Source organism: Rhizobium sp. YTU87027, assembly GCF_050644135.1.
Taxonomy (GTDB): Bacteria; Pseudomonadota; Alphaproteobacteria; order Rhizobiales; family Rhizobiaceae; genus Rhizobium.
In genome coordinates this window covers 2,432,981-2,458,730 of record NZ_CP098440.1, presented here as the reverse complement: position 1 = coordinate 2,458,730, position 25,750 = coordinate 2,432,981, and the positions used below count along the sequence as shown (strand labels likewise).

Annotated in this window: 22 protein-coding genes; 14 read left to right on the top strand and 8 right to left on the bottom strand. The window is 60.2% G+C overall.

The features are described from left to right. Nucleotides 1-89 precede the first annotated feature (89 nt). From NBG89_RS12290 to NBG89_RS12280, 3 genes are read left to right on the top strand one after another with little or no spacing between them, the layout of a single operon-like run. Nucleotides 90-554: a MarR family winged helix-turn-helix transcriptional regulator gene (locus NBG89_RS12290; RefSeq protein ID WP_431320196.1), complete on the top strand. Its 465-nt coding sequence runs from the start codon at nt 90-92 to the stop codon at nt 552-554. Beyond that, complete coding sequence (locus tag NBG89_RS12285; protein WP_431320195.1) at nt 547-1,773, top strand: HlyD family secretion protein; 1,227 nt, start codon at nt 547-549, stop codon at nt 1,771-1,773. The genes NBG89_RS12290 and NBG89_RS12285 overlap by 8 nt, the downstream gene beginning before the upstream one ends. Then, on the top strand, nt 1,766-3,307 hold the full coding sequence (locus NBG89_RS12280; RefSeq protein ID WP_431320194.1) for a DHA2 family efflux MFS transporter permease subunit: 1,542 nt from the start codon (nt 1,766-1,768) through the stop codon (nt 3,305-3,307). The genes NBG89_RS12285 and NBG89_RS12280 overlap by 8 nt, the downstream gene beginning before the upstream one ends. 3 nt (nt 3,308-3,310) lie before the next feature. Here NBG89_RS12280 and NBG89_RS12275 read toward each other — a convergent pair whose 3' ends face one another. From NBG89_RS12275 to NBG89_RS12265, 3 genes are read right to left on the bottom strand one after another with little or no spacing between them, the layout of a single operon-like run. Then, on the bottom strand, nt 3,311-3,901 hold the full coding sequence (locus NBG89_RS12275; protein ID WP_431320193.1) for a DNA-3-methyladenine glycosylase: 591 nt from the start codon (nt 3,899-3,901) through the stop codon (nt 3,311-3,313). 28 nt (nt 3,902-3,929) lie between these two features. Continuing rightward, nucleotides 3,930-4,250 carry a hypothetical protein gene (locus tag NBG89_RS12270; RefSeq protein ID WP_431320192.1) on the bottom strand — a complete coding sequence of 107 codons (321 nt, stop codon included), beginning with the start codon at nt 4,248-4,250 and terminating at the stop codon, nt 3,930-3,932. Nucleotides 4,251-4,297: 47 nt separating this feature from the next. Continuing rightward, nucleotides 4,298-5,188 carry a LysR family transcriptional regulator gene (locus tag NBG89_RS12265; RefSeq protein WP_431320191.1) on the bottom strand — a complete coding sequence of 297 codons (891 nt, stop codon included), beginning with the start codon at nt 5,186-5,188 and terminating at the stop codon, nt 4,298-4,300. A gap of 122 nt (nt 5,189-5,310) precedes the next feature. Between NBG89_RS12265 and NBG89_RS12260 the strand changes: the two genes are divergently transcribed. Both NBG89_RS12260 and NBG89_RS12255 read left to right on the top strand, forming a co-directional pair. Continuing rightward, nucleotides 5,311-6,048 (top strand): SDR family oxidoreductase, encoded by a 738-nt coding sequence (locus tag NBG89_RS12260; RefSeq protein WP_431320190.1) that lies wholly within the window; start codon nt 5,311-5,313, stop codon nt 6,046-6,048. An 83-nt stretch (nt 6,049-6,131) separates the two neighbouring features. Then, the gene (locus NBG89_RS12255) at nt 6,132-7,031 is read left to right on the top strand and encodes an SDR family oxidoreductase (RefSeq protein WP_431320189.1); all 900 of its coding nucleotides are present in this window, start codon (nt 6,132-6,134) and stop codon (nt 7,029-7,031) included. A gap of 240 nt (nt 7,032-7,271) precedes the next feature. Here NBG89_RS12255 and NBG89_RS12250 read toward each other — a convergent pair whose 3' ends face one another. After that, nucleotides 7,272-8,183 (bottom strand): LysR substrate-binding domain-containing protein, encoded by a 912-nt coding sequence (locus tag NBG89_RS12250; RefSeq protein WP_431320188.1) that lies wholly within the window; start codon nt 8,181-8,183, stop codon nt 7,272-7,274. Nucleotides 8,184-8,351: 168 nt separating this feature from the next. Here NBG89_RS12250 and NBG89_RS12245 point away from each other — a divergent pair, with 168 nt between their 5' ends. The 6 genes from NBG89_RS12245 (at nt 8,352) to NBG89_RS12220 (ending at nt 17,712) form a co-directional block, all read left to right on the top strand. Further along, nucleotides 8,352-9,173 (top strand): alpha/beta hydrolase fold domain-containing protein, encoded by an 822-nt coding sequence (locus NBG89_RS12245; RefSeq protein WP_431320187.1) that lies wholly within the window; start codon nt 8,352-8,354, stop codon nt 9,171-9,173. Nucleotides 9,174-9,214: 41 nt separating this feature from the next. Then, complete coding sequence (locus NBG89_RS12240) at nt 9,215-10,405, top strand: efflux RND transporter periplasmic adaptor subunit (protein WP_431320186.1); 1,191 nt, start codon at nt 9,215-9,217, stop codon at nt 10,403-10,405. A gap of 123 nt (nt 10,406-10,528) precedes the next feature. Then, complete coding sequence (locus tag NBG89_RS12235) at nt 10,529-13,729, top strand: efflux RND transporter permease subunit (RefSeq protein WP_431320185.1); 3,201 nt, start codon at nt 10,529-10,531, stop codon at nt 13,727-13,729. A gap of 141 nt (nt 13,730-13,870) precedes the next feature. Beyond that, a complete protein-coding gene (denD, locus tag NBG89_RS12230) occupies nt 13,871-14,854 on the top strand; it encodes a D-erythronate dehydrogenase (RefSeq protein ID WP_431320184.1) in 984 nt (327 codons plus the stop codon). Further along, nucleotides 14,851-15,747, top strand: coding sequence for an NAD(P)-dependent oxidoreductase (locus NBG89_RS12225; protein ID WP_431320183.1), 897 nt, complete (start codon nt 14,851-14,853; stop codon nt 15,745-15,747). Before denD ends, NBG89_RS12225 begins: the two co-directional genes overlap by 4 nt. Before the next feature lie 183 nt (nt 15,748-15,930). Next, complete coding sequence (locus tag NBG89_RS12220; protein ID WP_431320182.1) at nt 15,931-17,712, top strand: putative bifunctional diguanylate cyclase/phosphodiesterase; 1,782 nt, start codon at nt 15,931-15,933, stop codon at nt 17,710-17,712. Between the two features lie 15 nt (nt 17,713-17,727). Here NBG89_RS12220 and NBG89_RS12215 read toward each other — a convergent pair whose 3' ends face one another. The 4 genes from NBG89_RS12215 to NBG89_RS12200 form a co-directional block, all read right to left on the bottom strand. Further along, nucleotides 17,728-18,744: an NAD-dependent epimerase gene (locus NBG89_RS12215; protein ID WP_431320181.1), complete on the bottom strand. Its 1,017-nt coding sequence runs from the start codon at nt 18,742-18,744 to the stop codon at nt 17,728-17,730. 2 nt (nt 18,745-18,746) lie between these two features. Next, nucleotides 18,747-20,063, bottom strand: coding sequence for a UDP-glucose dehydrogenase family protein (locus NBG89_RS12210; RefSeq protein ID WP_431320180.1), 1,317 nt, complete (start codon nt 20,061-20,063; stop codon nt 18,747-18,749). A 95-nt stretch (nt 20,064-20,158) separates the two neighbouring features. Beyond that, entirely contained in the window at nt 20,159-21,586 is a 1,428-nt protein-coding gene (locus tag NBG89_RS12205) for a mannose-1-phosphate guanylyltransferase/mannose-6-phosphate isomerase (protein ID WP_431320179.1), read from the bottom strand. Nucleotides 21,587-21,621: 35 nt separating this feature from the next. Next, on the bottom strand, nt 21,622-23,046 hold the full coding sequence (locus NBG89_RS12200; RefSeq protein ID WP_431320178.1) for a phosphomannomutase: 1,425 nt from the start codon (nt 23,044-23,046) through the stop codon (nt 21,622-21,624). A gap of 153 nt (nt 23,047-23,199) precedes the next feature. Here NBG89_RS12200 and ung point away from each other — a divergent pair, with 153 nt between their 5' ends. The 3 genes from ung (at nt 23,200) to NBG89_RS12185 (ending at nt 25,592) form a co-directional block, all read left to right on the top strand. Further along, nucleotides 23,200-23,901: a uracil-DNA glycosylase gene (gene ung / locus NBG89_RS12195; protein WP_088695082.1), complete on the top strand. Its 702-nt coding sequence runs from the start codon at nt 23,200-23,202 to the stop codon at nt 23,899-23,901. A 138-nt stretch (nt 23,902-24,039) separates the two neighbouring features. Next, a complete protein-coding gene (locus NBG89_RS12190) occupies nt 24,040-24,972 on the top strand; it encodes a VOC family protein (RefSeq protein WP_431320177.1) in 933 nt (310 codons plus the stop codon). A gap of 11 nt (nt 24,973-24,983) precedes the next feature. After that, on the top strand, nt 24,984-25,592 hold the full coding sequence (locus NBG89_RS12185) for an alpha/beta hydrolase (protein WP_431320176.1): 609 nt from the start codon (nt 24,984-24,986) through the stop codon (nt 25,590-25,592). The last annotated feature ends 158 nt before the right edge of the window (nt 25,593-25,750 follow it).

Sequence of the window (25,750 nt, the reverse complement as noted above, 5' to 3'; positions counted from 1 at the left end):
AATCTGGAACGGCGCCTATTGTGCCCTGCACACGCTTAATATATCTGAGCATATAATAAGTGTGCTATTTATTATCGACACTGGTTCCCATGAACGGAAATCCTACTCTCGGCTTCTTGTTGCACGACGTTGCACGGCTGCTTCGCAAGCGGTTCGAGCAGCGTGCGCGCTGCCTTGGGCTGACGCGGTCGCAGTGGAAGACGCTTGCTTACCTGCGCAGCAATGAGGGGATTCATCAGGGCGGGCTTGCCGAGATCCTGGAGATCGAGCCGATCACACTTGTCCGCATTCTCGACAAGCTCGCCGACCGCGGTCTTATCGAGCGCCGGCAGCATCCGACTGATCGCCGTGTCTGGCTTCTCTATGTGCGCGACGAGGCCCATCCGCTTCTGGCCGAGATGCGCGAGCTTGGTGATCTGACACGCGGCGAAGCATTCGATGGCATCCCTACCAAACAGCGCGATCAGCTGTTCGGCATTCTAACCGCGATGAAAACAAACCTAGTACAGGCCTGCCGAACCCCAGTCGCCGAAAATGAGACAAAACATGGCTGAGAAGTCCTCCCTGCGCGTCGTTGCAGACGCAAATGCCAAGAACCCAGTTGAAGAAAACGACGCTTCCCCTCGCGAGGAAACGGTAGCTGAGGCGCCTTCATCCAATTCCGCGCCCGCTACTGCAGTGGCTGCGCCCGGCGGCACTCAGGTCCGCCGCCGGCGCAGTCTCACGCGTCCCGTTCTGTTCGCGTTGTTGCCGGTCGCGCTCGTCGTCGGCGGGTACTACTACGTCAACGGCGGTCAGATCATGTCGACCGACAATGCCTATATCCAGGCTGACATGGTGGGGCTGACAACCGACGTTTCCGGTATCGTCGACCGAATCAACGTGCATGAGAACGAAGCGGTGAAGAAGGGCCAGGTGCTCTTCAGCTTGCGGCAGGACTCTTTCAAGATCGCTCTCGACGGTGCTGAAGCGCAGCTTGGCGCCGTGCGCAACCAGATCCTCAATCTGAAGGCCAGCTATCAGCAGTCGCTTGCCGAGATCACGCAAGCCGAAGCCGATATTCCCTACTATCAGACCGAGTTTGATCGACAGCAGAACCTGCTGAACAGTTCGGCTGCGACGCGCACCGCCTACGATCAGGCCAAGCACAATCTCGATGCTGGCCACCAGAAGGTTGCCGTCGCGACGGCCGAGGCCGCCGCAACGCTGGCACAGTTGGGTGGCAATGCCGACCAGCCAGTTGAGCAGAACCCGCTCTATCTCGAAGCCAAGGCGAAGGTGGATGATGCAGAGCGCGAACTTGACCACAGCGTCGTCAGGGCGCCCTTCGATGGCATCGCGACGAACGTCAATTCGCTGCAGCCGGGCTCCTACCTGCAGGCGTCCACGCAGGCCTTCTCGCTGGTTTCGGACAACAATCTCTGGATTGCCGCGAGCCCGAAGGAAACGGAACTGACCTCTGTGAAGCCCGGCCAGCCGGTGACTATCTATGTCGACACCTATCCGGGCGTGGAATGGAAGGGCAAGGTCGAGAGCATAAGCCCGGCCTCCGGTTCCAGCTTCTCACTGCTGCCGGCGCAGAACACGACAGGCAACTGGGTCAAGGTCGTGCAGCGCATTCCGATGCGCGTCAGCATCGATGACGCAGCGGGCAAGCCGCCGCTTCGTGTCGGCATGAGCACGGTCGTCGACGTCGATACGGGTCGCGCCCGTGGTCTTCCGGATTTCGTTTCCAAGCTTTTGGGCCGCTCCGGCGGCAAGGATCATGAATAACGCTGCATCATCTCCGGTCACCCCGGTTGCCAATCGCGGTTGGATAACGGCCTGCGTCATCCTGGCGGTGATCATGCAGGCGTTGGACACGACGATTGCCAACGTCGCGCTGCCCTATATCCAGGGCAGCGTCTCGGCGAGCGCCGACCAAATCAACTGGGTGCTGACCTCCTATATCGTGGCGGCCGCAATCATGACGCCGCCGTCCGGTTTTCTGGCCGCCAAGTTCGGGCGCAAGCGCGTGCTTTTGGCGGCGATTGCCGGCTTCGTCGTTGCCTCGGTCCTCTGCGGTCTAGCGCAATCACTGAACCAGATCGTGGCCTTCCGCCTGCTGCAGGGCCTCTTTGGCGCATCTCTGGTTCCACTCTCTCAGGGCATCCTCCTCGACATTTATAGTGCCGAGGAGCGCGGCTCGGCCATGGCCTTATTTGGCGTCTCGGTCATGGTCGGGCCGGTCCTGGGACCCGTGATCGGCGGCTGGCTGACCGATAACATCAGCTGGCGCTGGGTGTTCTACATCAACGTGCCGATCGGCGCGCTGGCGTTTGCAGGCATCGTGATCTACGTCACGGAGACGAAGCTCGATGCGCTGGCGAAGCTCGACTGGTTCGGTTTCGGGATGATGAGTCTCGGCATCGCATCGCTGCAGCTCTTCCTCGATCGCGGCGAACAGCTGAACTGGTTCGCATCCGGCGAGATCATGATCGAAGCGATCGTCTGCGCCGCCGCCTTTTACCTCCTGATCGTGCATACGCTGACGGCGGAGAAGTCCTTCGTGAACCCGAGGCTGTTTCTCGATCGGAACTTCTCGGTCAGCATGCTTTTCATCTTCGTGATCGGCATCACCTATCTCGCCTCACTGGCGCTGATGACTCCCTACCTGCAGACGCTGATGGGCTATCCCGTCATCACCGCGGGCATCGTCATGGGGCCACGCGGGCTCGGCACGATGCTCTGCATGTTTATCGTCGGCAGGCTGATCGGCAAGGTCGATACGCGCTTGCTGCTGGTATCGGGACTCGGTCTGACGGCCTGGGCGATGTACGACATGACCGGCTGGACGCCCGATGTTTCGCAGTGGACAATCGTTTCCGTCGGCTTCGTTCAGGGCGCCGGGCTCGGCTTCCTCTTCGTGCCGTTGACGACGATCGCCTTCTCGACGCTGCCCGCGCACATGCGCGGCGACGGGACCGGCCTCTACAACCTGTCGCGCAACATCGGCTCAAGCGTCGGTATCTCGATCGTATCAGCGCTTCTTGTCGAGAACGCCCAGGTGAACCACGAGAATATCGCTGCCTATGTGACGCCGTTCAACCGGGCCTTCGAGGCGACGGCGGCGCAGGCGATGAGTCCGTTGACAGCCGCCGGTCGCGCCTCGCTCAACGACGTGATCACCCTGCAATCGACGATCATCGCCTACATGGACAATTTCAAGCTGTTGATGCTGATGTCGCTCGCGGTCATTCCGCTGGCGCTGCTGCTGCGCAAGCCGAAAGTCGCCCCTGTCATGGATCATAGCGCCGTCATGGAGTGATGCTCAGCGGAACGGTTTGCTGAGATAACGAGAGCCGGAAATGCCGAAGCGCCATGGTGCTTCGGCATTTTTTGTTATGCCGATCCTTTTGCCGGCAACGATTTCGACAGGAGCGGATGGGGCGATCGAGAAGGGTGGGCGATCGAGCAGCTTGTCGTTCAGCGTGAAATCGATACCGAGCGCCTGGCAGAGTTTGCCGGGACCGCTGCAGAGCTGCGTCAGTGCATCGTTGGCGCGGCGCTCAATCATGGTCGCGATGCCGGCTTCCGGCTCGATTGCGCGGATCAGCACGGCGGATCCGGGCGTGCAGACGAAATTCAGGCACCAATGCATGCCGTAGATGCGGTAAATGTAGACATTGCCTGGCCGACCGAACATCGCACCGTTTCGCGGCGTGGGACCGCGAAAGCTGTGCGAGGCTTCATCATCAGGGAAGTAGGCTTCGGTCTCGGTTATCCGTCCGCCGACATCGCCGACGCGCAACTGGCAGCCGAGCAAATCCCGGGCGACGGCAACCGCATCACGCGCGAAAAAGCGCGAGAGATCAGGACCGGCGAGGGGAGCGGCGCCGATCGCACCGACGGCATGCGTCATCTGTTTCAGGCTTCTGGTCCGTGAGGCTTTAATGGCCGACCTTCGGGTCATGCGCCGGGATGGAGGAGCCCGTCACCGATACGGGATCGCTTGCCGGGAAAGTGTCCTCGAGACCTTCTTCCAGTTCTTCTTCGAGAAGCGCAGCATCCTTGCCGCGTGCGCCATCTGCCTGCGAACTCTGCAGTGTTGTTGCGAGCAACGCCCTTGCACGGGTGATTGCATTGTCGCTCGTCAGGCCGGGAGAGGCCGCGGCGTAGAGCGTGACCGAGATGTTGTTGCCGGACTGATCCGTGAAAATGATGGCGAAAGAGCCTTCCTTCGGGTGCACGGTGACGTCTGTGATAGCCATGGAAAGTCTCCTGGTTCTTACAGTTGCTCCAAGTGAAACGCTTTTCGCTAGGATTGTCGAGCAAAGACCTTCACTAACCAGTCGATGAAAACGCGAACGCGTGGAGAAAGCTGTCGGTTGCGGGGATAGAGGAGAGAAACCGGCGTCTCCGTCAGTGGGAAATCCGGCAGCACGTGAACGAGCGTGCCATCGGCCAAATCCTTTTCCGCATGATATTGCGGCACTTGTATCAGGCCGAGGCCGAGCCGTGCTGCCGACATGAAGCTTTCGGCGGCGTTGACGGTTACCGTTGCGGGCAGGGTGACGTTGCGGATGATGCCGCCGACCAGGAATTCCAGAGGCAGGACACCGCCTGTTGCGCTCGAGCGGAAGCCTACCATCCGATGACCGTGGAGCCGGTCGGGATGTTCGGGGAGGCCATGTTTCTCGATGTAGCGGGGAGCTGCAAGGGTAACTTCCTCCAACATGGCGACGCGTCGCGCCACCATGTCGCTGTCACCAGGCACGCCAACCCGCAGCACGCAATCGATGCCTTCGCGAACGAGATCGACCAGCCGGTCGCCCTCGCTCATGTAGAACTCGATGTCCGGGTACGTCTCGAGGAAGGACGGAAGGCTCGGCAGTACGAAGTGGCGGGCAAGCGTGCCATGCACGTCGACGCGCAGCATGCCCTTCGGCTTGGCGCCGGCGAAGGCACCTTCCGCGTCCTCGATGTCGGCGAGTATGGAGAGGCAGCGTTGATAGTAGGCTTCACCATCGAGCGTCGGGCTGACATGGCGCGTGGTTCTCTGCAGCAGGCGCACGCCGAGCCGGGCTTCCAACTGCTTGACCGCATCCGTGACCGTGGAGCGCGGAAGGCCGGTATCTTCTGCTGCGAGCGTGAAGCTGCGTCTCTCCACAACGCGGGAAAATACCCGCATAGCATCGAATCTGTCCATTTTGTTTGTTCGCCATATCCGGATAGTGATGCCGAATAATGGCTGATTATCCGCGCTTCGAAAAGCGGCATCTTCTTCTCATCGAAAACGCGGCGAGCCGCACAGGATGAAGGAGAAAGGCAATGAGCAACGAGAACAAGGTCGCACTGGTCACTGGTGCATCGAGGGGCATCGGCGCCGCAATCGCGGAACGTTTGGCCAGGGACGGTTTCACCGTCGTCGTCAACTACTCAGGAAACATGGCGCTCGCCGAGGAGCTTGTGAAGAAGATCGAGCAGAGCGGAGGCAAGGCGCTGACGGCGCAGGCCGATGTCAGCAACCCCGAAGCCGTCCGCCGGATGTTCGATGCTGCGGAAGCAGCCTTCGGCGGCATCGATGTGCTGGTCAACAATGCAGGTATCATGCAGCTCTCGTCGATTGCCGATGCCGACGATGCCAATTTCGACCGTCAGGTCAGCGTCAACGTGAAGGGCACCTTCAACACCCTGCGCGAAGCCGCAAAGCGTCTGCGCAACGGTGGCCGCATCATCAACTTCTCGACGAGTGTCGTCGGTCTGAAGCTCGAAAACTATGGCGTCTATGCCGCGACCAAGGCGGCTGTAGAAACGCTGACGACGATCATGTCGAAGGAAATGCGCGGCCGTAACGTCAATGTCAACGCAGTGGCTCCCGGGCCGACAGCAACTGACCTTTTCCTTGATGGGAAATCGGATGAGCTGATCGCCCGCATGGCCAAGATGAACCCACTGGAGCGGCTGGGAACGCCAGAAGATATCGCCGCGTCCGTTTCCTTCCTCGCCGGCCCGGACGGCGCCTGGATCAACGGCCAGGTGCTGCGCGCCAATGGGGGCATGGTCTGATCTCCGATCTCGCTACGGCGAGTTTGGCCCGCCGCCGATCTCCAACACTAGATGTCAACAGTCGCGTTAGAAGGAATAGGACAATGGAAAAGCAGGTCATCGTCATTACCGGAGCATCCAGCGGCTTCGGCGCTCTCACCGCCCGCACTCTCGCCAGGGAAGGGCATATCGTCTACGCCGGCATTCGCGATACAGCGGGTCGCAACGCAAAGGCTGTCGCTGACATCGCTGCATTCCGCCGGGACAACAATGCCGACCTCCGTTCGGTCGAACTTGACGTTGTCTCGGAAGCCTCCATTGACGCCGGCGTCGCCAAAGTCCTCGAAGAGGCGGGCAGGCTCGACGTGATCATCCATAATGCCGGTCATATGTCCTTCGGACCAGCCGAAGCATTCACGCCGGAGCAATACGCGGAGCTGTTCGACATCAATGTGCTGTCGACGCAGCGGGTGAACCGCGCCGTGCTTCCCCATATGCGCAAGCGGGGCAAGGGGCTCGTCGTCTGGGTGTCATCGTCCAGCACGCGGGGCGGCACGCCGCCCTATCTCGCCCCCTATTTCGCGGCCAAGGCAGCGATGGACTCGGTTGCGGTCTCCTATGCGTCCGAGCTTGCCCGCTGGGGTATCGAAACCGCGATCATCGTGCCGGGTGCTTTCACCAAAGGCACCAATCACTTCGCACATTCCGGCTCGCCGGCGGATACGGCGCGCGCAGCCGAATACAACGACGGACCCTACAAAGGTGTGCCGGAACAGGCGCTGCAGGGACTTGCAGCGCTGGAACCTGTCGACGCGGATGCCGGTTCAGTCGCGACGGCGACCGCGGAGGTCATCGCGATGCCCTTCGGCAAGCGTCCATTCCGTACGCATGTCGATCCGTCGGAAGACGGTGCCGAGGTGGTCAATGGCGTTGCCGATCGGGTTCGCGCCGAAATGTTCCGGCGGATCGGGCTGGAGGATCTCCTCAAGCCGGCTGTTCACTAAACCGTGATGGTTCCCATTGTTCCGTTTTCGCGAACCTGCTGTGCACGAATCAGCACTTAACAAATGGCAAGAAGCAGGATTATATAACTCCAGTAAAGGCGACTGGAAGACCTCCAACTCTTGGCGCCAACCTCAGATACCGGTCGAGCCATTTCCCTGGTGACGCGGCAGGGTCTGAAAGGAATTCGATGACAGACAGTTGCGGCCCGTTGAAGGAACTCCTTCCGGGCCGCAACTGCGTCATCGGTCGTTCAGTTTCGCATCCGAGAGCAGTTTCACCAGCCAGTCGACGAAGACGCGGACCTTATTGCTGAGGTGCCGGTTCGGCGGATAGACGATGTAGAGCGGGAAGGGTTCACGGCTCCATTCCGGCAGGATTTCCACGAGGTCGCCCTTGGCCAAAGCGTCGCGAATCATGAAGCGCGGCAGCTGAGCAATGCCAAGCCCGTTCAATGCCGCATTGACGAAAGTTCGGCTGTCATTGACCGATAGCAGGTAACGAGGATTGATCTCCAGATCTTCATTGTCCTTGCGGAATTCGAAGGGAAGCGTCCGGTTGGTCTGTGCGCGGAAGTAACTCACTGAATAATGGTCGTTTTCCAGCTCTTCGGGGCGAGTCGGAATGCCGAATTTTTCGATGTAGAGCGGTGCGGCACAGGTGAGCATTTCCACTTCCGAGACGCGCCTTGCGATCAGCGATTGGTCGGCGGGCGTGCCGCCGCGAAGCGCGCAGTCGACGTTCTCCGCGAGGTAGTCGACGGTGCGGTCGCCGACGCCCAGATCAACCCGGATATCCGGGTATTTCTGGTAGAAGTCGCAGAGCGCGGGCACGACGATCCAGTCGGCGAAGGCGCCCGCCATTTCGACGCGCAAACGGCCGGTGGGCAGGCCCTGCGAGTTCGAAAGGCTGCCGTCCAGTTCCTCGAGTTCGGAGACGATCTGTGCCGCTCGCTCATAGTAGAGCGCGCCATCGGTCGTCACCATGACGCGGCGCGTGGTGCGGTTAAGAAGCTTGGTGTGCAGATGCGCTTCAAGCCCCTGGATGAGATTGGTCACCGTCGCCTTGGGCATGGCGAGCGTGTCGGCGGCCCGTGTGAAATTGCCCGTCTCTACGACGCGGATGAAAGCGCGCATTGCCGAGAGCTGGTCCATCGGAAATCACCTAAGCAGGTTGCACTGCAGTATTGTTCGAAATTCGGAACAGTGTAATCGCTCTGAAGCTTCTTATTCCGTCAGAGGAATAACAATATCTTTTTTGCAGAAATTGCAAGCCGTCGCGGCTCGCAACACGTTATGTCGGTGAAAACGAGAGCCGAAACGATGACGGTGCAGGTGAAAGACATAGTGATGGAGAAGGTGGCCACCGGCCCCGTTTCCGCACGCGTCTATCAGGGCGCCGAATTTGGCAAGGGTTCGCCGATCGTACTGTTCTTTCGCGGCGGAGCTTTTCTGCAGTCGGGCGTCAAAGATAGCTTGGTTGCGGAGAGCTTGGCCAAGGCCGGCGCAATCGTTGCCGTCCCGGATTACAATGCACCGCTGGGCAATGTCTTTCCGAAGCCGCTCGAAGTTGGCTATTCTATCTTTTCTTATCTTGCCAACAAGCGCGCGTCCGGTATCGGCGACCGCAATTCGCTGCTGATCGTGGCCGGTGAAGAGGCTGGTGGGAACATTGCTGCCGGCGTCGCTTTCAAGGCGCGCGACCACTATGCGGATGCGCTCAATGGCCAGGTGCTGATTTCGCCGCTGCTTGATCCTTTCATGGGCACGTCGTCCATCCGCAAGGCGGATGGTATCGGCATGCGCCAGCGTTGGGCCGAGGGCTGGAGCCACTATCTCAGTGGCGGCGGCTGTCATCCCTATGCGGCACCTTGCTTGTGTTCGCGTATTGCAGGGGTGGCGCCGGCACTCGTTTTGACGGCCGAGGATGATCCTCTTCGTGACGAGACGCTGGGTTATGCCGACCGCCTGAAGCAGGCAGGCGTTGCAGTTCGCCGGAATGTCCTACCCGCCGGGGCAGGCTGGCCATTGCTTTATGGCGGGAAATGCGAACAGGCACCGAATTGGGAACAGACGATCACGGACCAATTCGAAAGCTTTGTTCGGGATATTAGCAGCCAACCTATTGCATTGAAGACGAACTGATTGAATTCGGCCACTGAGAGAGGGCCGTAAGGAGAGTACCAATGACGTCCAGTAAGAAGCGCTGGGCCCTCGTGGGCGCCGGCTTAGGGCTTGTCGCGTCCGTTTCGGCCGCGGCCATCTTTTTCGAACTGCCGATGAGCACGACCGCCACGGCTGCATCCACACCTGCGCAGGCTCCCGCTGTGCCGGTAACGGTTGCCGTCGTCGCCAGCCGTGATGTAACGACATGGCAGGAGTTTTCGGGGCGGCTCGAGGCCGTCGACCGTGTCCAGATCCGTTCACGCGTCGCTGGGGCGGTCCAATCCGTGCACTTCCGCGAAGGCGCGCTGGTGAAGGCGGGTGACCCGCTCTTCTCCATCGATCCCGAGCCCTATCAGGCGGCTGTTTCCCAGGCCGAAGGCCAGGTTGCTTCCGCCGATGCGAAGGTCAATATCGCTCAGATCGAACTGGAGCGTGGCCGCAGGCTTTCTGACAACAAGACGATTTCGCAAAGTGATCTCGACCAGCGTCAGAATGCCTTCACCGAAGCGCAGGCCGGCCTTCGCACCGCTCAGGCAGCCCTTCGTTCAGCACAGTTGGAGCTCGGCTACACCGAAGTCCGCGCACCGGTTGCCGGCCGTGTCGGCAAGATCGAGATCACCGTCGGTAACCTCGTTGCCGCCGGCTCTACATCACCGGCCTTGACGACGCTCGTGTCGGTCGATCCGATCTACGCAAGCTTCAACGCCAGTGAGGAAATGGTCACCAAGGCGCTCGCCGAGTTGCCGGCTGGCGATGGCGCCGTCCCGGCGGTCGAGCAGATCCCGGTCGAGGTCGGCACGCTGGCGGATCAGGGAACCCCGATCAAGGGTAAGCTGCAACTGATCGACAATCAGGTTGACGCGGCAAGCGGCACCATCGGTGTTCGCGCTGTCTTCGACAATCCCGGCGGCAAGCTGATCCCCGGCCAGTTCGTTCGCGTCCGCATGGGCGAGCCGAAGGCCGAGAACAAGATCCTGATCAGCGACCGCGCAGTCGGCACGGACCAGGACAAGAAGTTCGTGTTCGTCGTCGATGCCGAAAACAAGGTCAGCTACCGACCGGTCCAGCTCGGCGCGACAGCCGACGGCCAGCGTATCGTCGAAAGCGGGCTGACCGTTGGCGACAAGATCGTCGTCAATGGCCTGCAGCGTATCCGTCCCGGCGCCGTGGTTGCACCGCAGGCGGAAGAGAAAGTGGCGACGGCCCAGTAAGCCGAAGCTGCGGCGCGCCTCGGCGCTCCGCCGGAATTCCGAAATGACCTGACCCACCGGCGGCCTCTCAACCGCCGGAGAGGGTCGTTGCATCCCAGATTTCATCCCGGAGAGGGCTTTGAAATGAATTTCTCCAGATTCTTTGTCGACCGTCCGGTGTTCGCCGGAGTCCTATCGGTCCTCATTGTGGTCGCCGGTCTGCTCGGCCTGCGTTCACTGCCGATTTCCGAATATCCGGAAGTCGTTCCGCCATCGATCGTGGTGCGCGCTACCTATCCCGGCGCAAACCCGGAGGTTATCGCCCAGACCGTTGCCACGCCGCTCGAAGAGCAGATCAACGGCGTCGAGGGCATGCTCTACATGTCCAGCCAGGCGACATCGGACGGCGTCATGACGCTGACGGTCACCTTCAAGCTTGGCACGGACCCCGACAAGGCACAGCAGCTCGTTCAGAACCGCGTGTCTCAGGCCGAACCGCGCCTGCCGGAAGAGGTGAAGACCATCGGTATCACCACGGTCAAGAGCTCTCCCGACCTGATGATGGTCGTGAACCTGATCTCGCCTGACAACCGCTATGACATCACCTATCTGCGCAACTACGGCGTCCTCAACATCAAGGACCGGCTGGCGCGTATCGACGGCGTCGGTCAGGTACAGGTCTTCGGTTCGGGCGACTATTCGATGCGCGTCTGGATCGATCCGCAGAAGGCTGCCGAGCACGGCCTTGCCGCCAGCGACGTCACCAATGCGATCCGCGGCCAGAACGTGCAGGCCGCAGCCGGCACCATCGGCGCTTCGCCAAGCCTGTCGGGTGTAGACCTGCAGCTTAACGTCAATGCGCAGGGCCGCCTTCAGACGCCTGACCAATTCGGCAACATCATCGTCAAGACCGGTACAAACGGCGAGATCACCCGCCTGCGCGACGTGGCCCGTATCGAACTCGGCGCTGCCGATTACTCGCTGCGCTCGATCCTCGATGGCAAGCCGGCGGTCGCCATCCCGGTCTTCCAGTCCCCGGGCTCCAACGCCATCACCATCTCGGACGAAGTCCAGAAGACGATGGAAGAGTTGAAGACCGCCATGCCTGACGGCGTCAGCTACGAGATCGTCTATGACACGACGAAGTTCGTTCGTTCGTCGATCGAGAAGGTCGTCGATACGCTGCTCGAAGCCATCGCGCTCGTCGTTATCGTCGTCATTCTGTTCCTGCAGACATGGCGCGCCTCGATCATCCCGCTGATTGCCGTTCCGGTCTCAATCATCGGCACGTTCGCGGTGATGTATGTTTTCGGCTTCTCCATCAACGCGCTCAGTCTCTTCGGACTCGTGCTGGCGATCGGTATCGTGGTGGACGACGCGATCGTCGTTGTCGAAAACGTCGAGCGAAATATCGAAAACGGGCTCAGCCCGCGGGCAGCCACCTACAAGGCCATGAAGGAAGTGTCTGGCCCGATCATAGCGATCGCGCTGGTGCTCGTCGCGGTTTTCGTGCCGCTCGCCTTCATTAGTGGTCTCTCCGGACAGTTCTATCGTCAGTTCGCGCTGACGATCGCGATCTCGACGGTCATTTCGGCCTTCAACTCCTTGACGCTGTCTCCGGCTCTGGCTTCGCTGCTATTGCAGGACCATCACGCCAAGCGTGACTGGCTGACACGCGCTATGGACGTGGTTTTCGGCTGGTTCTTCCGTGGCTTCAACAAAGCCTTTGGCGCCGGTTCGCGGGGCTATGGCAAGGGTGTCGGCGGTCTGCTGTCGCGCAAGAGCATCGTCATGCTTGTCTATGTGGTGCTGGCGGGCGCGACCTACGGTCTCTTCAATGCAGTACCTGGCGGCTTCGTACCGGCTCAGGACAAGCAGTATCTGATCGGCTTTGCGCAGCTGCCGGATGCCGCCAGCCTCGACCGCACCGAAGACGTCATCAAGCGGATGAGCGACATCGCCATGGCCGAGCCCGGCGTCGCGCATGCGATTGCCTTCCCGGGCCTGTCGATCAATGGCTTCACCAACTCCTCGAACGCCGGCATCGTTTTCGTGACGCTGAAGGATTTCGAGGAACGCAAGTCGCCGGCGCTTTCGGGCGGTGCGATCGCCATGTCCCTGAACCAGAAGTTCGGGGCGATCCAGGATGCCTTCATCGCGATGTTCCCGCCGCCGCCGGTCAACGGTCTCGGCACGACGGGCGGCTTCAAGATGCAGCTCGAAGACCGCGCTGGTCTCGGCTATCAGGTGCTCGACGAGGCCAACAAGGCGATGATCGCCAAGGCTTACCAGACGCCTGAGCTGACGGGTATCTTCTCCGCATACCAGATCAATGTTCCGCAGCTCTATGCCGATCTCGACCGTGAGAAGGCGGAACAGCTGGGCGTCCCGGTAACCGACGTTTTCGAGACGCTGCAGATCTATCTCGGTTCGCTCTATGTCAACGACTTCAACGCCTTCGGCCGTACCTACAGCGTGCGCGTCCAGGCCGATGCCAAGTTCCGGGCGCAGCCCGAGGATATCGGCAAGCTGAAGGTTCGTTCGGCATCGGGCCAAATGATCCCGCTGTCTGCGCTCCTGAAGGTGAACGCGACAACCGGGCCGGAGCGGACCAACCGTTATAACGGTTTCCTCTCCGCCGATATCAACGGCGGTCCAGCTCCGGGCTTCTCCTCCGGCCAGGCTCAGGCGGCGATCGAGAAGATTGCCGACGAGACCCTGCCGAAGGGCATCAGCTTCGAATGGACGGATCTGACTTATCAGCAGATCCTGGCGGGCAACTCCGGCGTGATCGTCTTCCCGCTGGCACTGCTGCTGGTGTTCCTGGTGCTCGCTGCGCAGTATGAGAGCCTTGCCCTGCCGATCGCGATCATCATGATCGTGCCGATGGGCGTGCTGGCTGCGTTGACGGGTGTCTGGCTGACCGGTGGAGACAACAACATCTTCACGCAGATCGGCTTGGTCGTCCTTGTCGGCCTCTCTGCGAAGAACGCGATCCTGATCGTGGAATTCGCTCGCGAGCTGGAATTCGAAGGACGGACTCCAGTTCAGGCTGCCATCGAGGCAAGTAGGTTGCGCCTGCGCCCGATCCTGATGACCTCAATGGCCTTCATCATGGGTGTCGTGCCGCTGGTCGTCTCGACCGGAGCCGGTGCCGAAATGCGCGCCGCCATGGGTGTCGCCGTGTTCTCGGGCATGATCGGCGTCACCTTCTTCGGCATCTTCATGACACCTGTCTTCTACGTTCTGGTTCGCAAGCTGTCGGGCAACCGCCCGCTGATCCAGCACAAAGAGCACGAGCACGACGCAGAGGAAGCCGAAATCATACGACTCGCTGCCGAATAGCCCCCACTCAGGCGGCGAGACGTGGAAAGGCGGAGCATTGCTCCGCCTTTCCTGTTTTCATGAACCGGCCATGCGGCTATGTCTCGAAGAGCATGGCGGGCGAGGGCAGTCGCGCGCTGCAAGGACTGATGGAGGCGGCCAATGCATATCGCGATTATCGGTGCAGCGGGAATGATCGGGCGCAAATTGACGGCGCGACTCGTCGCTGACGGGCGTCTCGCAGGCCAGGCCATCACTCGCCTTTCCCTTGTCGACGTCGTCACACCGGCCGCCCCGGACGGCTTTGCCGGCCGTGTGGAGACGAGCGCTGCCGACGTTTCTGCCCCAGGGCAGGCCGCGCGAATTGTCGCCTCGCGACCGGATGTGGTGTTTCATCTGGCTGCGATCGTGTCCGGCGAGGCTGAGCTGGATTTCGAAAAGGGCTACGGAATCAACCTCGAGGGCACGCGTGCTCTCCTTGAGGCGATCCGTGCTGCGCATCTGCAGGACAGTTATCGGCCCTGCGTCGTCTTCACCTCGTCCATTGCGGTGTTTGGAGCGCCTTTCCCCGAGGTAATTCCTGACGATTTCAATCTCACGCCACTGACGAGCTACGGCACCCAGAAGGCGATGGGCGAATTGCTGCTGGCGGACTACACGCGCCGAGGCTTCATCGATGGCATTGGCATCCGGTTGCCGACGATCTGCGTCCGTCCCGGCAAACCGAATAAGGCTGCCTCCGGCTTTTTCTCCGGCATTGTGCGCGAGCCGTTGGTCGGGCAGGAGGCGATCCTGCCGGTGCCCGAAACTGTCCGCCATTGGCATGCGTCGCCGCGTTCGGCCGTCGGCTTTCTGATCCATGCCGCCAGCATCGACCTCCAGCCACTCGGCGCACGCCGCAGCCTGACGATGCCAGGTGTCAGCGCTACCGTCGGAGAACAGATTGAGGCGTTGCGCAAGATCGCAGGGGAGAAGGCCGTCGGCCTCATCCGATGCGAACCCGACGAGTTGGTCATGAAGATCGTGTCCGGCTGGCCGCAGGCATTCGAGGCCGAGCGCGCGAAGAAGCTGGGTTTCGTCGCCGATGCTTCGTTCGACGACATTATTCGCGTGCATATCGAGGATGAACTGGGAGGGCGGCTATGACGACCGGAAAATCGCGCAGCATTGCGTTTCTGGGAACCGGGCTGATGGGAGCGCCGATGGCTCGTAGGCTGCTGCGCTCGGGCTTTGCCGTCACGGTCTGGAACCGCAATCGCGCGAAGGCGCAAGACCTTGTTCGCGATGGCGCGGTTGTGGCCGATACGCCCGCTGAAGCTGTCAGGGGGGCATCCGTGGTTCTCACCATGCTGACTGACGGAAAGGCAGTGGAGGACGTACTATTCAAACAGGGCGCCGCAGAGGCGCTTGACGCTGGCGCGGTGGTCATCGATTCCAGTTCTATTTCCCCGGACGCGGCGCGCGAACATGCGTTGAAGCTCGCCGAGCGTGGCATCAGTCATCTCGATGCGCCGGTCTCGGGCGGCGTGGTTGGGGCGACTGCTGGTACGCTCGCGATCATGGCGGGCGGCGATGCCGCTTTGATCGGCGAGCTGGCCGACGTCTTTGCGCCACTTGGCCGGGTTACCCATGTTGGACCCAGCGGTTGCGGCCAGCTTGCAAAGCTCGGGAACCAGCAGATTGTTGCAATAACGATAGGTGCCGTGGCCGAGGCGATGCTGCTCGTTGAGGCGGGTGGCGGTTCGCGCGAGGCGTTCCGCCGGGCGATCCGGGGCGGCTTTGCCGAAAGTCGTATTCTTGATGTCCACGGCCAGCGAATGGTCGATCGTGACTTTGGCACCGCCGGCCCTTCAAAACTGCAGCTGAAGGACCTGAACAACATCGTCGCAACGGCGGGAAGTCTCGCTTTGACTCTACCTCTGACGGAAGCGGTCCGTGCCGAGTTTGCCGAGTTTGTCGAGCACGGTGGCGGTGAGACCGATCACAGTGGTCTGTTGTTGCAGCTCGAAGAAAAGAACGGTCGTTCCTCGAAAGGCTGAATTGCCTAGACACTCGGGTCTCTGACAAGATTGGTGACGCATTCGGCCTGCAATTGTTGATGGATTTTTAGTGCGTTCTAATTAATCTCTCGCCAAAAGGTTGGTTCGGCACGCATAATGAACTTCCTCATTGGAGGTCTGACACCATACTGTAACTTGAAGTTACGTGAGGCTAGGACGGCGTTGGTATCGAGCAGTCCCACACGGTCCGAACGAGAGTTCCAGGACATCCTGCGGCGCCTTGAGCTTGCACTCGATGCGTCACAGATTGGCGTATGGGAGCACAACCTCGATCAGAATGAGATCTCCTGGGATGTCCAGATGCATCGACTTTACCAGACCGGAATGCGGAACGGTCCGGTTCCGACCGCCGTCTGGTCAAATGCGATTCACCCCGACGATCGAGAACGCGCCGAGAAAGAGTTCGACGACGCTGCTGCCAGAGGCGGGCAATATAATTCGGAATTCCGGATCGTCTGGCCGAGCGGAGAGATAAGACATATCCGATCGCGTGCTCATTTCTACGTGAACGAGGAAGGGTCTCCTTCCTTCATCGGTGCTGAGTGGGATGTTACCTCTGATGTACTCCTTGCGAATGAGGCGGCGCGCCAGCGCGCGGTCGCCGAGGCACGGGCCCTCGCTTTGGAAGAGAGCAGCGCACGCATCGAATATGCGGCCGAGCACGACTATCTGACGGGCCTTCCCAACCGTCGCCTTTTCGACAAGCGCCTGGCGGAACTGGCCGAAGACGCCTCAGTCTCCACACTTGCGGTCCTGCATCTCGACCTCGACGAGTTTAAGCAGATCAACGACAGTCATGGCCATGCGGCGGGCGACACCGTATTGCGTGCCGCAGCCTTGCGGATTGAGGCTGCCATTCCGAAAGCCACAATGGCGGCGCGTATCGGTGGCGACGAATTCGTTATTCTGCTCGTCAACTTCGGAGGGTTGACGGAACTGAACCGGATGGCGCGTGACGTGCAGCGGCGCCTGAAGAAGAAGATCCGCTTTGGCCACGAAATGCTGCAATCGGGAGCGTCGATCGGCATTTCCTGGTCGGCAGATCGCTCTGGCTCCAATCTGCTCGCCGAGTCTGATATCGCGCTCTACCAGGCAAAGACATCAGGGCGCGACCGCATCGAGTTCTTCTCGCAGCAGCTCAAAGACGATCTGATGGGCAAGCGGCGCCTTGCCGAAGAGCTGAAGCTTGCGCTGGAACAGGGCGATATCATTCCGTTTTACCAGTTGCAGCTCGATGCCAACACTCGCGATGTCGTGGGCATCGAGGCGTTGGCGCGCTGGCATCACAGCGAGCGCGGCACGCTCTCGCCCGGTATATTCCTGAAGATCGCCGACGAGTTCGGCTTGTCTTCCGGGATCGATGCTTCGATCCTGCGACGCGTGCTCGCGGACCGCCTGACGTGGGAGCAGCACGGTACAACCTTGCCTCGGATATCGGTCAATATTTCAGGACAGCGCCTCTATGATCCGCAATTGATCGGCGATCTGGAGACACTCGAGATACCGGAAGGTGCCCTGGTTTTCGAATTGGTCGAGACCATCTTTCTGGACGACTGCGACGATGAACTTCTGCAGACGGTCGACCGCATCAAGCAAATGGGAATCGAGATCGAGATCGATGATTTCGGCTCGGGCCACGCCTCGCTTATTGGCCTCGTTCGGCTACGCCCGGCTCGGCTCAAGATCGATCGGCAATTGGTCAACGAAGTGGATACTTCCTCCGAGCAGCGTCGCGTCGTCAAGTCGATTGTCGAGATCGGCAAGGCGCTCGGTGTCGACGTGATCGCTGAGGGTGTGGAGACTGAAAACCATGCCGTGACGCTCGCCAAGCTTGGCTGCCAAACGCTACAGGGCTTCGCGCTCGGTCATCCGCTACCGGCATCAGAGATCGACAGCATTTTCGCTTCGAAAAAGGCGACGCAGGCCGCCAATCTTCGCCGCTAGCCGGTTGCAGTGTCTCTATGGCTCGAGTTCGCCGCGTGCTTCCAGATACCAGTCGACGAAGGCCCTCACGCCGACATCCAGTGTCGTCTCCGGCTTGTATCCAGTCAGGGCCACCAGCAAATCAGGGCTGGCAAAGGTGCGCGGCACGTCGCCCTTTTGCATTGGCAGCATCTTCCGCTTTGCCGGCTGGCCGAGTGCTTTTTCGACGGTTTCGACGAAGGTCATCAGATTCTCCGGCTGACCGCCACCGATGTTCACGACACGGAACGGCGCCTGGTGCGAGAGCGTCTCCACCTGTTCGTCGGCCACGCGATTGGCTTCCGACGGGACGACGGACGACAGTCGAACGACCGCCTCCACGAGGTCATCGATATAGGTGAAGTCGCGGCTCATCTGGCCTTCGCCATAAATCTCGATCGGCTGATCCTCCAGCATGTTCTTGACGAACTTGAAGAGGGCCATGTCAGGACGGCCCCAGGGGCCGTAGACGGTAAAGAAACGGAAGGCTGTTGTCGGGATCTTATGGAGATGGGCATAGCTGTGCGCCATCAGTTCCATCGATTTCTTTGTCGCCGCATAGAAGGTCAGCGGCTCGTCCGCCCGGTCTGTCTCGCGGAACGGAATGGACGGGTTGGCACCGTAGATCGATGAGGTCGAAGCCAGCATGAGATGGTTGACTCCGACGTCCTTGGCGATCTCGAGGATATTCCAGGAGCCTTCCAGGTTGGACGTCAGATAGGCTTTCGGATTTTCGAGGCTATAGCGTACGCCGGCCTGGGCTGCGAGATGCACGATGACATCGGGCGCAGCGCTCGCCACGGCCTCTTCCAGGGCCTTGCGATCTTCCAGCATGGCTGTCACCGGGCGAAAGGCCGGAAACTGGGCCAGCGCCGCGTTGCGCATGTGCTTCAGCTTGATATTATAGTAGTGCGTCATGCCGTCGAAGCCGACGACTTCGTGGCCATCCTGCAGCAAGCGGCGGGCGAGATGAAAGCCGATAAAGCCCGCAGTGCCGGTGATGAAATAGCGCATCTCTACTTCTTCTCGTTCTTCTTTCCGACCGCGAAATAGCTGAAACCGTGCTTTGTGACTTCGGCGACAGGATAGATGTTGCGCAGGTCAACGATCGCTGGTGTCTTGACGAGCGATTTCATCCGCTTGAGATCGAGCGCCCGGAATTCATCCCATTCCGTCACGATGACGATGGCGTCCGCGCCTTCGGCAATCTCATATGGGTCGTTGCCGTAGGTGATCGGGCCGATGACCTCCTTCGCCATTTCCATGCCTTCGGGATCGTAGGCATGAACGTTGGCGCCGCCGTCCAGCAGCGCCTGGATGATGGTGATCGACGGTGCGTCGCGCATGTCGTCGGTGTTTGGCTTGAAGGTCAGGCCGAGGATAGCGATCTTCTTGCCCCGAACATTGCCGTCGCAGGCGGCGATCACCTTGCGGCCCATGGCACGCTTGCGGTTGTCGTTGATCGCAACGGTGGTCTCGATGAGGCGAACCGGGCTGTCGTGATCCTGGGCGGTCTTGACCAGCGCCAGTGTGTCCTTGGGGAAGCACGAACCGCCGTAGCCGGGGCCGGCATGCAGGAACTTGTCGCCGATGCGCTTGTCCATGCCGATGCCCTTGGCCACCTTCTGTACGTCGGCGCCGATCTGTTCGCAAAGGTCGGCGATCTCGTTGATGAAGGTGATCTTCATCGCGAGGAATGCGTTGGCCGCGTACTTAATCAGCTCGGAGGTGCGGCGTTCGCAGAAATAAAGTGGCGCTTCGTTGAGATAGAGGGGGCGGTAGACCTCGCGCATGATTTCGACTGCGCGCGGCTCCTCGGTGCCGAGAACGATGCGATCAGGGCGCTTAAAGTCGGTGATTGCCGCGCCCTCGCGCAGGAATTCCGGGTTAGAAACGACAGAAATGTCTTTCTCGGGGAATTCCTCGCGGAAGATGCGCTCGATCTCGTCGCCGGTGCCGACAGGAACGGTCGACTTGGTGACGACGACGGTAAATCCGGATACCGCGGCCGCGATCTCGCGGGCGGCGGCATAGACGTAACTCAGGTCCGCATGGCCATCGCCACGGCGCGACGGTGTGCCGACGGCGATGAAGACGACGTCTGCTTTCGCAACAGATGTCGCCAGCTCTTTCGAAAAATCCAGGCGACCGGCGGTGCGGTTATGCTCAATGATGTTGTCGAGACCGGGTTCGAAAATCGGAACTTTGCCGGCTTCCAGGGCGTCGATCTTCGCGACGGACTTGTCGACACAAGTGACATGATGGCCGAAATCGGCAAGGCAGGCACCCGAGACGAGGCCGACATAACCCGAGCCAATCATCACAATACGCATGGATTCATTCCCTGAGATAGCGATCGCGGCCCGGCCGGTTGGCGGGACCGCGATCGTGTTACAGGCGGAAGTTTATAAGTTCAAGACAACAGTGATCAGCTGCGCCCGAACTCGTCGACGATGCGGATGATATCGTCCTCTCCGAGATAGGAGCCGGTCTGGACTTCGATCAGTTCAAGCATGATCTTGCCCGGATTGGCGAGGCGATGGACTTCGCCGAGCGGGATGTAAACGGACTCGTTTTCCCTGAGCATCTGCACGTTTTCGCCGATCGTCACTTCGGCCGTGCCCTTGACGACGACCCAGTGCTCGGAGCGGTGATGGTGCTTTTGCAGCGACAGCTTCTTACCCGGCGTCACGAAGATGCGCTTGACCTGGAAGCGGTCGCCGTTCAGCACCGATGTATAACCGCCCCACGGGCGGTAGGACGTCGGGTGTGTCTCTGTCAGCTGCGATGTCGACGGGGCGGCAGCGAGCATCTTCACCAGGTTTCCGACGTCCTGGCTATCCTGCAGGCGCCCGACATAGACGGCGTCCTCGCTGGCGATGACGGCGATGTCGTCCATGCCCTGGACGGCGAGATGCACGCCATGGGTCATGATGAGCGAGTTCTTGGTGTTGACGACCGTCGTGTTGCCGGCTGCCACATTGCCATATTCGTCGCGGCTGCCGCTCTTCCAGACGGAATCCCAGCTGCCGAGGTCCGACCATTTGAAGGGCGAGGGGACGACGGCGGCGTTGCTCGTCTTCTCCATGATGGCGTAGTCGATCGAAATGTTCGGGCTTGTGGCGAATGTCGCCTTGTCGAGGCGCGTGAAATCGAGATCGGTCTTTGCATTTGCAACGGCCTCTCCGGCGGCCTTGAGCGTCTGCGGAGCATGGGTGCGCAACTCATCGAGCAGACACGAAACCGAGAACATGAACATGCCGGAGTTCCAGTAGAAGCCGCCTGCGGCGAGCATCTCTTCCGCATTGCTAAGTGGCGGCTTTTCGATGAAGCGCGCCACAACCCGTGCACCGGTCGCCAATGTTTCGCCGCCTTCGATATAGCCGTAGCCGGTTGCCGGTTCGCTCGGCTGGATGCCGAAGGTCACGAGCTTGCCCTGGGCGGCTGTGGCGGCTGCGATGCGGACGCAGTCGAAATAGGTGTCGTCGGCAACGATCTCATAGTCGGAGCCGAGCACATGCATGATCGTGTCTTCGTTAAAGCGCTTGCGCACGAGCGTCGCTGCCGCTGCGACAGCGGCGGCGGTGTTGCGGGCAACCGGCTCGAGCAGGATGGCGGCGAGGTCGATATCCAGTTCACGTGCCTGCTCGGCGACGAGAAAACGGAACTCCTCGTTGGTGAGAACGACGGGTGCCTCGTAAAGCGATGGATCGGACACGCGTAGCAACGTTTCCTGGAAAAGCGTCTTATCGCCGATGAACTGGATGAACTGCTTCGGCGCTGCGGCACGCGACAGAGGCCAGAGGCGAGTGCCCTTGCCGCCGGCCATGATCACGGGAACGATTTTCTGTGTCATTTGGAGTGTCCTTGAATATTTACTTGCTTCGCCAATCAATTCGCCTGTGCCCACCAGCGGATGCGCTCCAGACCGGAACGCAGCAACGTCGCCGCGGCAGCTTCACTTTCCGCCTCGGCGTAGCAGCGCATTTCGGGGGCATTGCCCGAGGGGCGGAAATGAATGATGCGCCGATCCGCCAGTGTGATACGAAGCCCGTCAATGTCGCTGACGCTGCCGACCTCACCGATCGGCTGCAGAAACACCGCGAGATTGGCGGGGCCGGCGCGAAGATAGGCCATCAACCGGGCACTGGTCTCCACCGGAAAATTCTCAAGACGGTCGGCTGCGGCAAACGGCAGATGGTACGCCGCGGCGATCGTCGACAGCGGTTGGCGTCTGGATGCGGCAAGAGCGAGCGCCGCCAGGATGGGTACGAAGCAATCGCGCGTCGGCAGGGCGCGCAGCACCTGGCCATTGACCGTAAAGTCGCTGGCGGTCAGCACGCCTCCGTTTGCTTCGAAGCCGGCGACATGGGTCTGGCCGGCCGCGACTGTGTCCTGCATCCCCGCTATGACAAAGGGAGAACCGACACGGGTGCGCATGACGCTGAAGTGACCAGCAGCTTCGATGCCGGAATTCGAGGTCACCGGCGTGACGATTGATCGCGCACCGAGAAAGTTTGCAGCGATCAGCCCGAGCAGGTCGCCCCGCAACGGCATGCCGGTTTCGTCTGCCACCAAAGGACGATCGGCATCACCATCCGCAGACACAACGGCGTCAAGGCCATGCTGTCTTGCGACTTCCTCGAGTTTGACAACCGTCTCGTCCGAAACGGCTTCGGTGTCCACAGGTATGAACATTTCCGAACCGCCAAACGGCACGACCGTTGCGCCGAAATGCTCAAGGACCTCCCCCAGCAGGTCACGGGCGACGGTGCTGTGCTGGTAGACGCCGACCTTCAGGCCGACGAGCCAGTCGGCAGGGAGGAGGTTGAAATTGCGCTCGCGGAAAACCGCCAGGCATTCGGCGGAAACGTCCCGTGGTTCTGTCCCGCGAGGCTCGAACGCAAAGCCGGCACGATCGAGTTCGGTTGCCACGCTCGTAATCGCAACTTCGTCTGCCTTGTCGATCTCGCCGTCCGGCCGGTAGAACTTTATGCCATTGCGATCGGCTGGAATGTGCGAGCCCGTGACCATCAGGCAGGCGGCCTTTTCTTGAAGGCCGTAAAGGGCCAGCGCCGGCGTTGGCACCGCGCCGCAGTCGCCGACGTCGAAGCCGAGGTCATCAAGCGCATCGGCGCAGTTTGCTGCGATCTCCGGACTGGAATCCCTGAAGTCCTGGCCAATCAGGATAACATCGCCGCGGCGCGCCATCCCAGCATCGAGCAGATAGCGACCAAAGGCTGTAGCATAAAGCGCCGAAGCCCGGCCCTTGAGGTCGACAGACAGGCCGCGAAGCCCACTCGTTCCGAATTTCATTTTGAATAAGCCCCCGGATGCCTTGAATTCGTCAGCGATTTGAACGCAATTACGCAATGCTCGTAAATATTAACGCCCGGCGAACAATAAAATGTCTGCCAATTCCCGCCTCGTGGCAAGCTGAAAGCGCGTGTGAGCGGGCGAGGACCGTCGATGAATGAACAATCGATCGCATTGGAAGAGAGCTGGCGGAACGCTCTCGCCGGCGAATTCACCAGCCCTTATATGCAGCAACTCAAGGCGTTCCTCCTCGCCCAGAAGCAGGGTGGCAAACGGATATTTCCCAAGGGATCTGAATATTTCCGTGCTCTCGACCTGACACCGCTGGCGGATGTCAAGGTCGTGATCCTGGGGCAGGATCCCTATCACGGGCTAGGGCAGGCGCATGGACTTTGTTTCAGCGTTCGACCCGGCGTTCGCATTCCGCCTTCGCTCGTCAATATCTACAAGGAAATGCAGAGTGATCTGGGGATTACGCCAGCGCGACACGGGTTTCTGGAGCATTGGGCGCGGCAGGGGGTCCTGTTGCTGAACAGCGTGCTGACAGTTGAGGAGGCGCAGGCTGCGTCACATCAGGGCAAAGGCTGGGAGCGTTTTACCGACGCGGTCATTCGTAAGATCAATGACGAATGCGATGCCGTCGTCTTCATGCTCTGGGGCTCCTATGCTCAGCGCAAAGCGGCCTTCGTCGATTCAAGGCGTCACCTCGTGCTAAAGGCGCCGCATCCATCGCCGCTCTCCGCTCACAACGGGTTTTTTGGCTGCAGCCATTTCTCCAAGGCCAATGCCTTTTTGCAGGCGCATGGTCGGGCGTCGATTGACTGGCAATTGCCGGTGAATCCGGGAGACGTCTAATCATCTCTGAACGATTGCGTTTTGTCGTTCACCAAAAAGAGACAATGCGTTCCGGTCGTCGGGGCTATTCCAATCGGTCCCCAGCGATCATCTATACCCCATCCGAAGCCCGCTGGGCGGGCAAGAAAGGGGTCTCAAATGCTTGATCAAATCAAGGGTCTGCACCACGTCACATCAATGGCGGAGGATGCCCGCACAAACAACCAGTTCTTCACCAACACGCTGGGTCTGCGCCGCGTCAAGAAGACTGTGAACTTCGACGCACCCGATGTCTATCACCTCTATTATGGGGACGAAACCGGTGCACCCGGCACGATCATGACTTACTTCCCATTCCCGAAGATGGCGCAAGGTCGGCCGGGAACCGGCGAAGTCGGCACGACTGTTTTCTCGGTCCCGCAGGGCTCGATCGGCTTCTGGAGCGATCGCCTGAAGAAGTTGAATGTCACCGGCCTGAAGAGCGAGGAGACATTCGGCGAGAAGCGTCTGAATTTTGCCGGTCCCGATGGTGATGGCTTTGCCCTGGTTGAAGTCAAGGATGACAGTCGTCTGCCCTGGACGCATGGCGGCATCAGCGAGGATCATGCGATCCGCGGGTTCCACTCGGTCGCCATGCGTTTGCGCGATAATGGCGCCACGTCAGAACTACTCAAGTTCATGGGCTACGAAGTTCAGGAAGAACGCGATGGCGTCAAGCGCCTGGCCATTCCGGGTGGGAATGGCGCGCATCTCGTCGATCTCGAAACCATGCCAAATGTCTCTCGCGCTCTGCCGGGTGCAGGGTCCGTACATCACGTGGCCTTTGCCGTAGAAAATCGCGAGAAGCAGCTCGAGGTCCGCAAGGCGTTGATGGATACCGGCTACCAAGTCACGCCAGTGATCGACCGTGATTACTTCTGGGCGATTTATTTCCGGACCCCGGGCGGCATCCTGTTCGAGGTCGCGACCAACGAGCCTGGCTTCAACCGGGACGAAGACACTGCGCATCTCGGCGAGGCACTGAAGCTGCCACAGCAACATCAGCACCTGCGTGCCCTTCTTGAACAGCACTTGCAACCACTGGAAGCTTAAGGGGACGCACAATGACCGATAATAGCTATGTGCACCGGCTGCAGGCCGGTGCACCCGGAAAGCCTATCCTCTTCGTGCTGCACGGAACGGGTGGCGACGAAAACCAGTTCTTCGATTTCGGGCGGCGCCTACTGCCGGAAGCGACGATTGTCTCGCCGCGAGGGGACGTCTCGGAGTTTGGTGCCGCACGCTTCTTCAAGCGTACCGGCGAGGGCGTCTACGACATGGCGGACCTTGGCCGGGCAACGGAGAAGTTGGCGTCCTTTGTCGCAACGCTGGCCAAGCAACACGAGGCGAGCGCTGCGCTCGGCCTTGGTTTTTCGAACGGGGCAAACATCCTTGCCAACGTGTCGATCGAGAAGGGATTATTCGATGCTTCGGTTCTGATGCATCCGCTGATTCCGTTTCAACCGAAGGCAAACCCCGCCTTGATCGGGCGCAAGATACTGATCACGGCCGGCGAGCGCGACCCGATCAGCCCGGCGCCGGTGACAAAGGCCTTGGCGGACTACTTCGAAGAACAGCGCGCTTCCGTCACGACGGAATGGCATCCAGGCGGGCACGATATCAGGCCGAACGAGATCGATGCCATTCACAGGTTCTTCGAGCCGTATCAATAAGCGAATCCAGTGGGCTGGTCATTGTCATCCCACTGGCCTCATTCGAATGCGGAGGGTGATAATCCAATAGGCTTATCTCTGGTTGTGAAACGTTTCCGCTGTGGTAATTGTTTGCGCGATAAAACCTAAGCGGGTATTCAGCTGTAGCTAGTTGAGGG

What these genes read in the sequence shown, in the direction of transcription:
- NBG89_RS12270 (WP_431320192.1), bottom strand. Translation starts at nt 4,250, where the DNA reads ATGGCTATCACAGACGTCACCGTGCACCCGAAGGAAGGCTCTTTCGCC.
- NBG89_RS12260 (WP_431320190.1), top strand. Translation starts at nt 5,311, where the DNA reads ATGAGCAACGAGAACAAGGTCGCACTGGTCACTGGTGCATCGAGGGGC.
- NBG89_RS12245 (WP_431320187.1), top strand. Translation starts at nt 8,352, where the DNA reads ATGACGGTGCAGGTGAAAGACATAGTGATGGAGAAGGTGGCCACCGGC.
- denD (WP_431320184.1), top strand. Translation starts at nt 13,871, where the DNA reads ATGCATATCGCGATTATCGGTGCAGCGGGAATGATCGGGCGCAAATTG.
- NBG89_RS12255 (WP_431320189.1), top strand. Translation starts at nt 6,132, where the DNA reads ATGGAAAAGCAGGTCATCGTCATTACCGGAGCATCCAGCGGCTTCGGC.
- ung (WP_088695082.1), top strand. Translation starts at nt 23,200, where the DNA reads ATGAATGAACAATCGATCGCATTGGAAGAGAGCTGGCGGAACGCTCTC.
- NBG89_RS12205 (WP_431320179.1), bottom strand. Translation starts at nt 21,586, where the DNA reads ATGACACAGAAAATCGTTCCCGTGATCATGGCCGGCGGCAAGGGCACT.
- NBG89_RS12200 (WP_431320178.1), bottom strand. Translation starts at nt 23,046, where the DNA reads ATGAAATTCGGAACGAGTGGGCTTCGCGGCCTGTCTGTCGACCTCAAG.
- NBG89_RS12185 (WP_431320176.1), top strand. Translation starts at nt 24,984, where the DNA reads ATGACCGATAATAGCTATGTGCACCGGCTGCAGGCCGGTGCACCCGGA.
- NBG89_RS12210 (WP_431320180.1), bottom strand. Translation starts at nt 20,063, where the DNA reads ATGCGTATTGTGATGATTGGCTCGGGTTATGTCGGCCTCGTCTCGGGT.
- NBG89_RS12215 (WP_431320181.1), bottom strand. Translation starts at nt 18,744, where the DNA reads ATGCGCTATTTCATCACCGGCACTGCGGGCTTTATCGGCTTTCATCTC.
- NBG89_RS12275 (WP_431320193.1), bottom strand. Translation starts at nt 3,901, where the DNA reads ATGACGCATGCCGTCGGTGCGATCGGCGCCGCTCCCCTCGCCGGTCCT.
- NBG89_RS12225 (WP_431320183.1), top strand. Translation starts at nt 14,851, where the DNA reads ATGACGACCGGAAAATCGCGCAGCATTGCGTTTCTGGGAACCGGGCTG.
- NBG89_RS12285 (WP_431320195.1), top strand. Translation starts at nt 547, where the DNA reads ATGGCTGAGAAGTCCTCCCTGCGCGTCGTTGCAGACGCAAATGCCAAG.
- NBG89_RS12190 (WP_431320177.1), top strand. Translation starts at nt 24,040, where the DNA reads ATGCTTGATCAAATCAAGGGTCTGCACCACGTCACATCAATGGCGGAG.
- NBG89_RS12240 (WP_431320186.1), top strand. Translation starts at nt 9,215, where the DNA reads ATGACGTCCAGTAAGAAGCGCTGGGCCCTCGTGGGCGCCGGCTTAGGG.
- NBG89_RS12250 (WP_431320188.1), bottom strand. Translation starts at nt 8,183, where the DNA reads ATGGACCAGCTCTCGGCAATGCGCGCTTTCATCCGCGTCGTAGAGACG.
- NBG89_RS12280 (WP_431320194.1), top strand. Translation starts at nt 1,766, where the DNA reads ATGAATAACGCTGCATCATCTCCGGTCACCCCGGTTGCCAATCGCGGT.
- NBG89_RS12235 (WP_431320185.1), top strand. Translation starts at nt 10,529, where the DNA reads ATGAATTTCTCCAGATTCTTTGTCGACCGTCCGGTGTTCGCCGGAGTC.
- NBG89_RS12290 (WP_431320196.1), top strand. Translation starts at nt 90, where the DNA reads ATGAACGGAAATCCTACTCTCGGCTTCTTGTTGCACGACGTTGCACGG.
- NBG89_RS12265 (WP_431320191.1), bottom strand. Translation starts at nt 5,188, where the DNA reads ATGGACAGATTCGATGCTATGCGGGTATTTTCCCGCGTTGTGGAGAGA.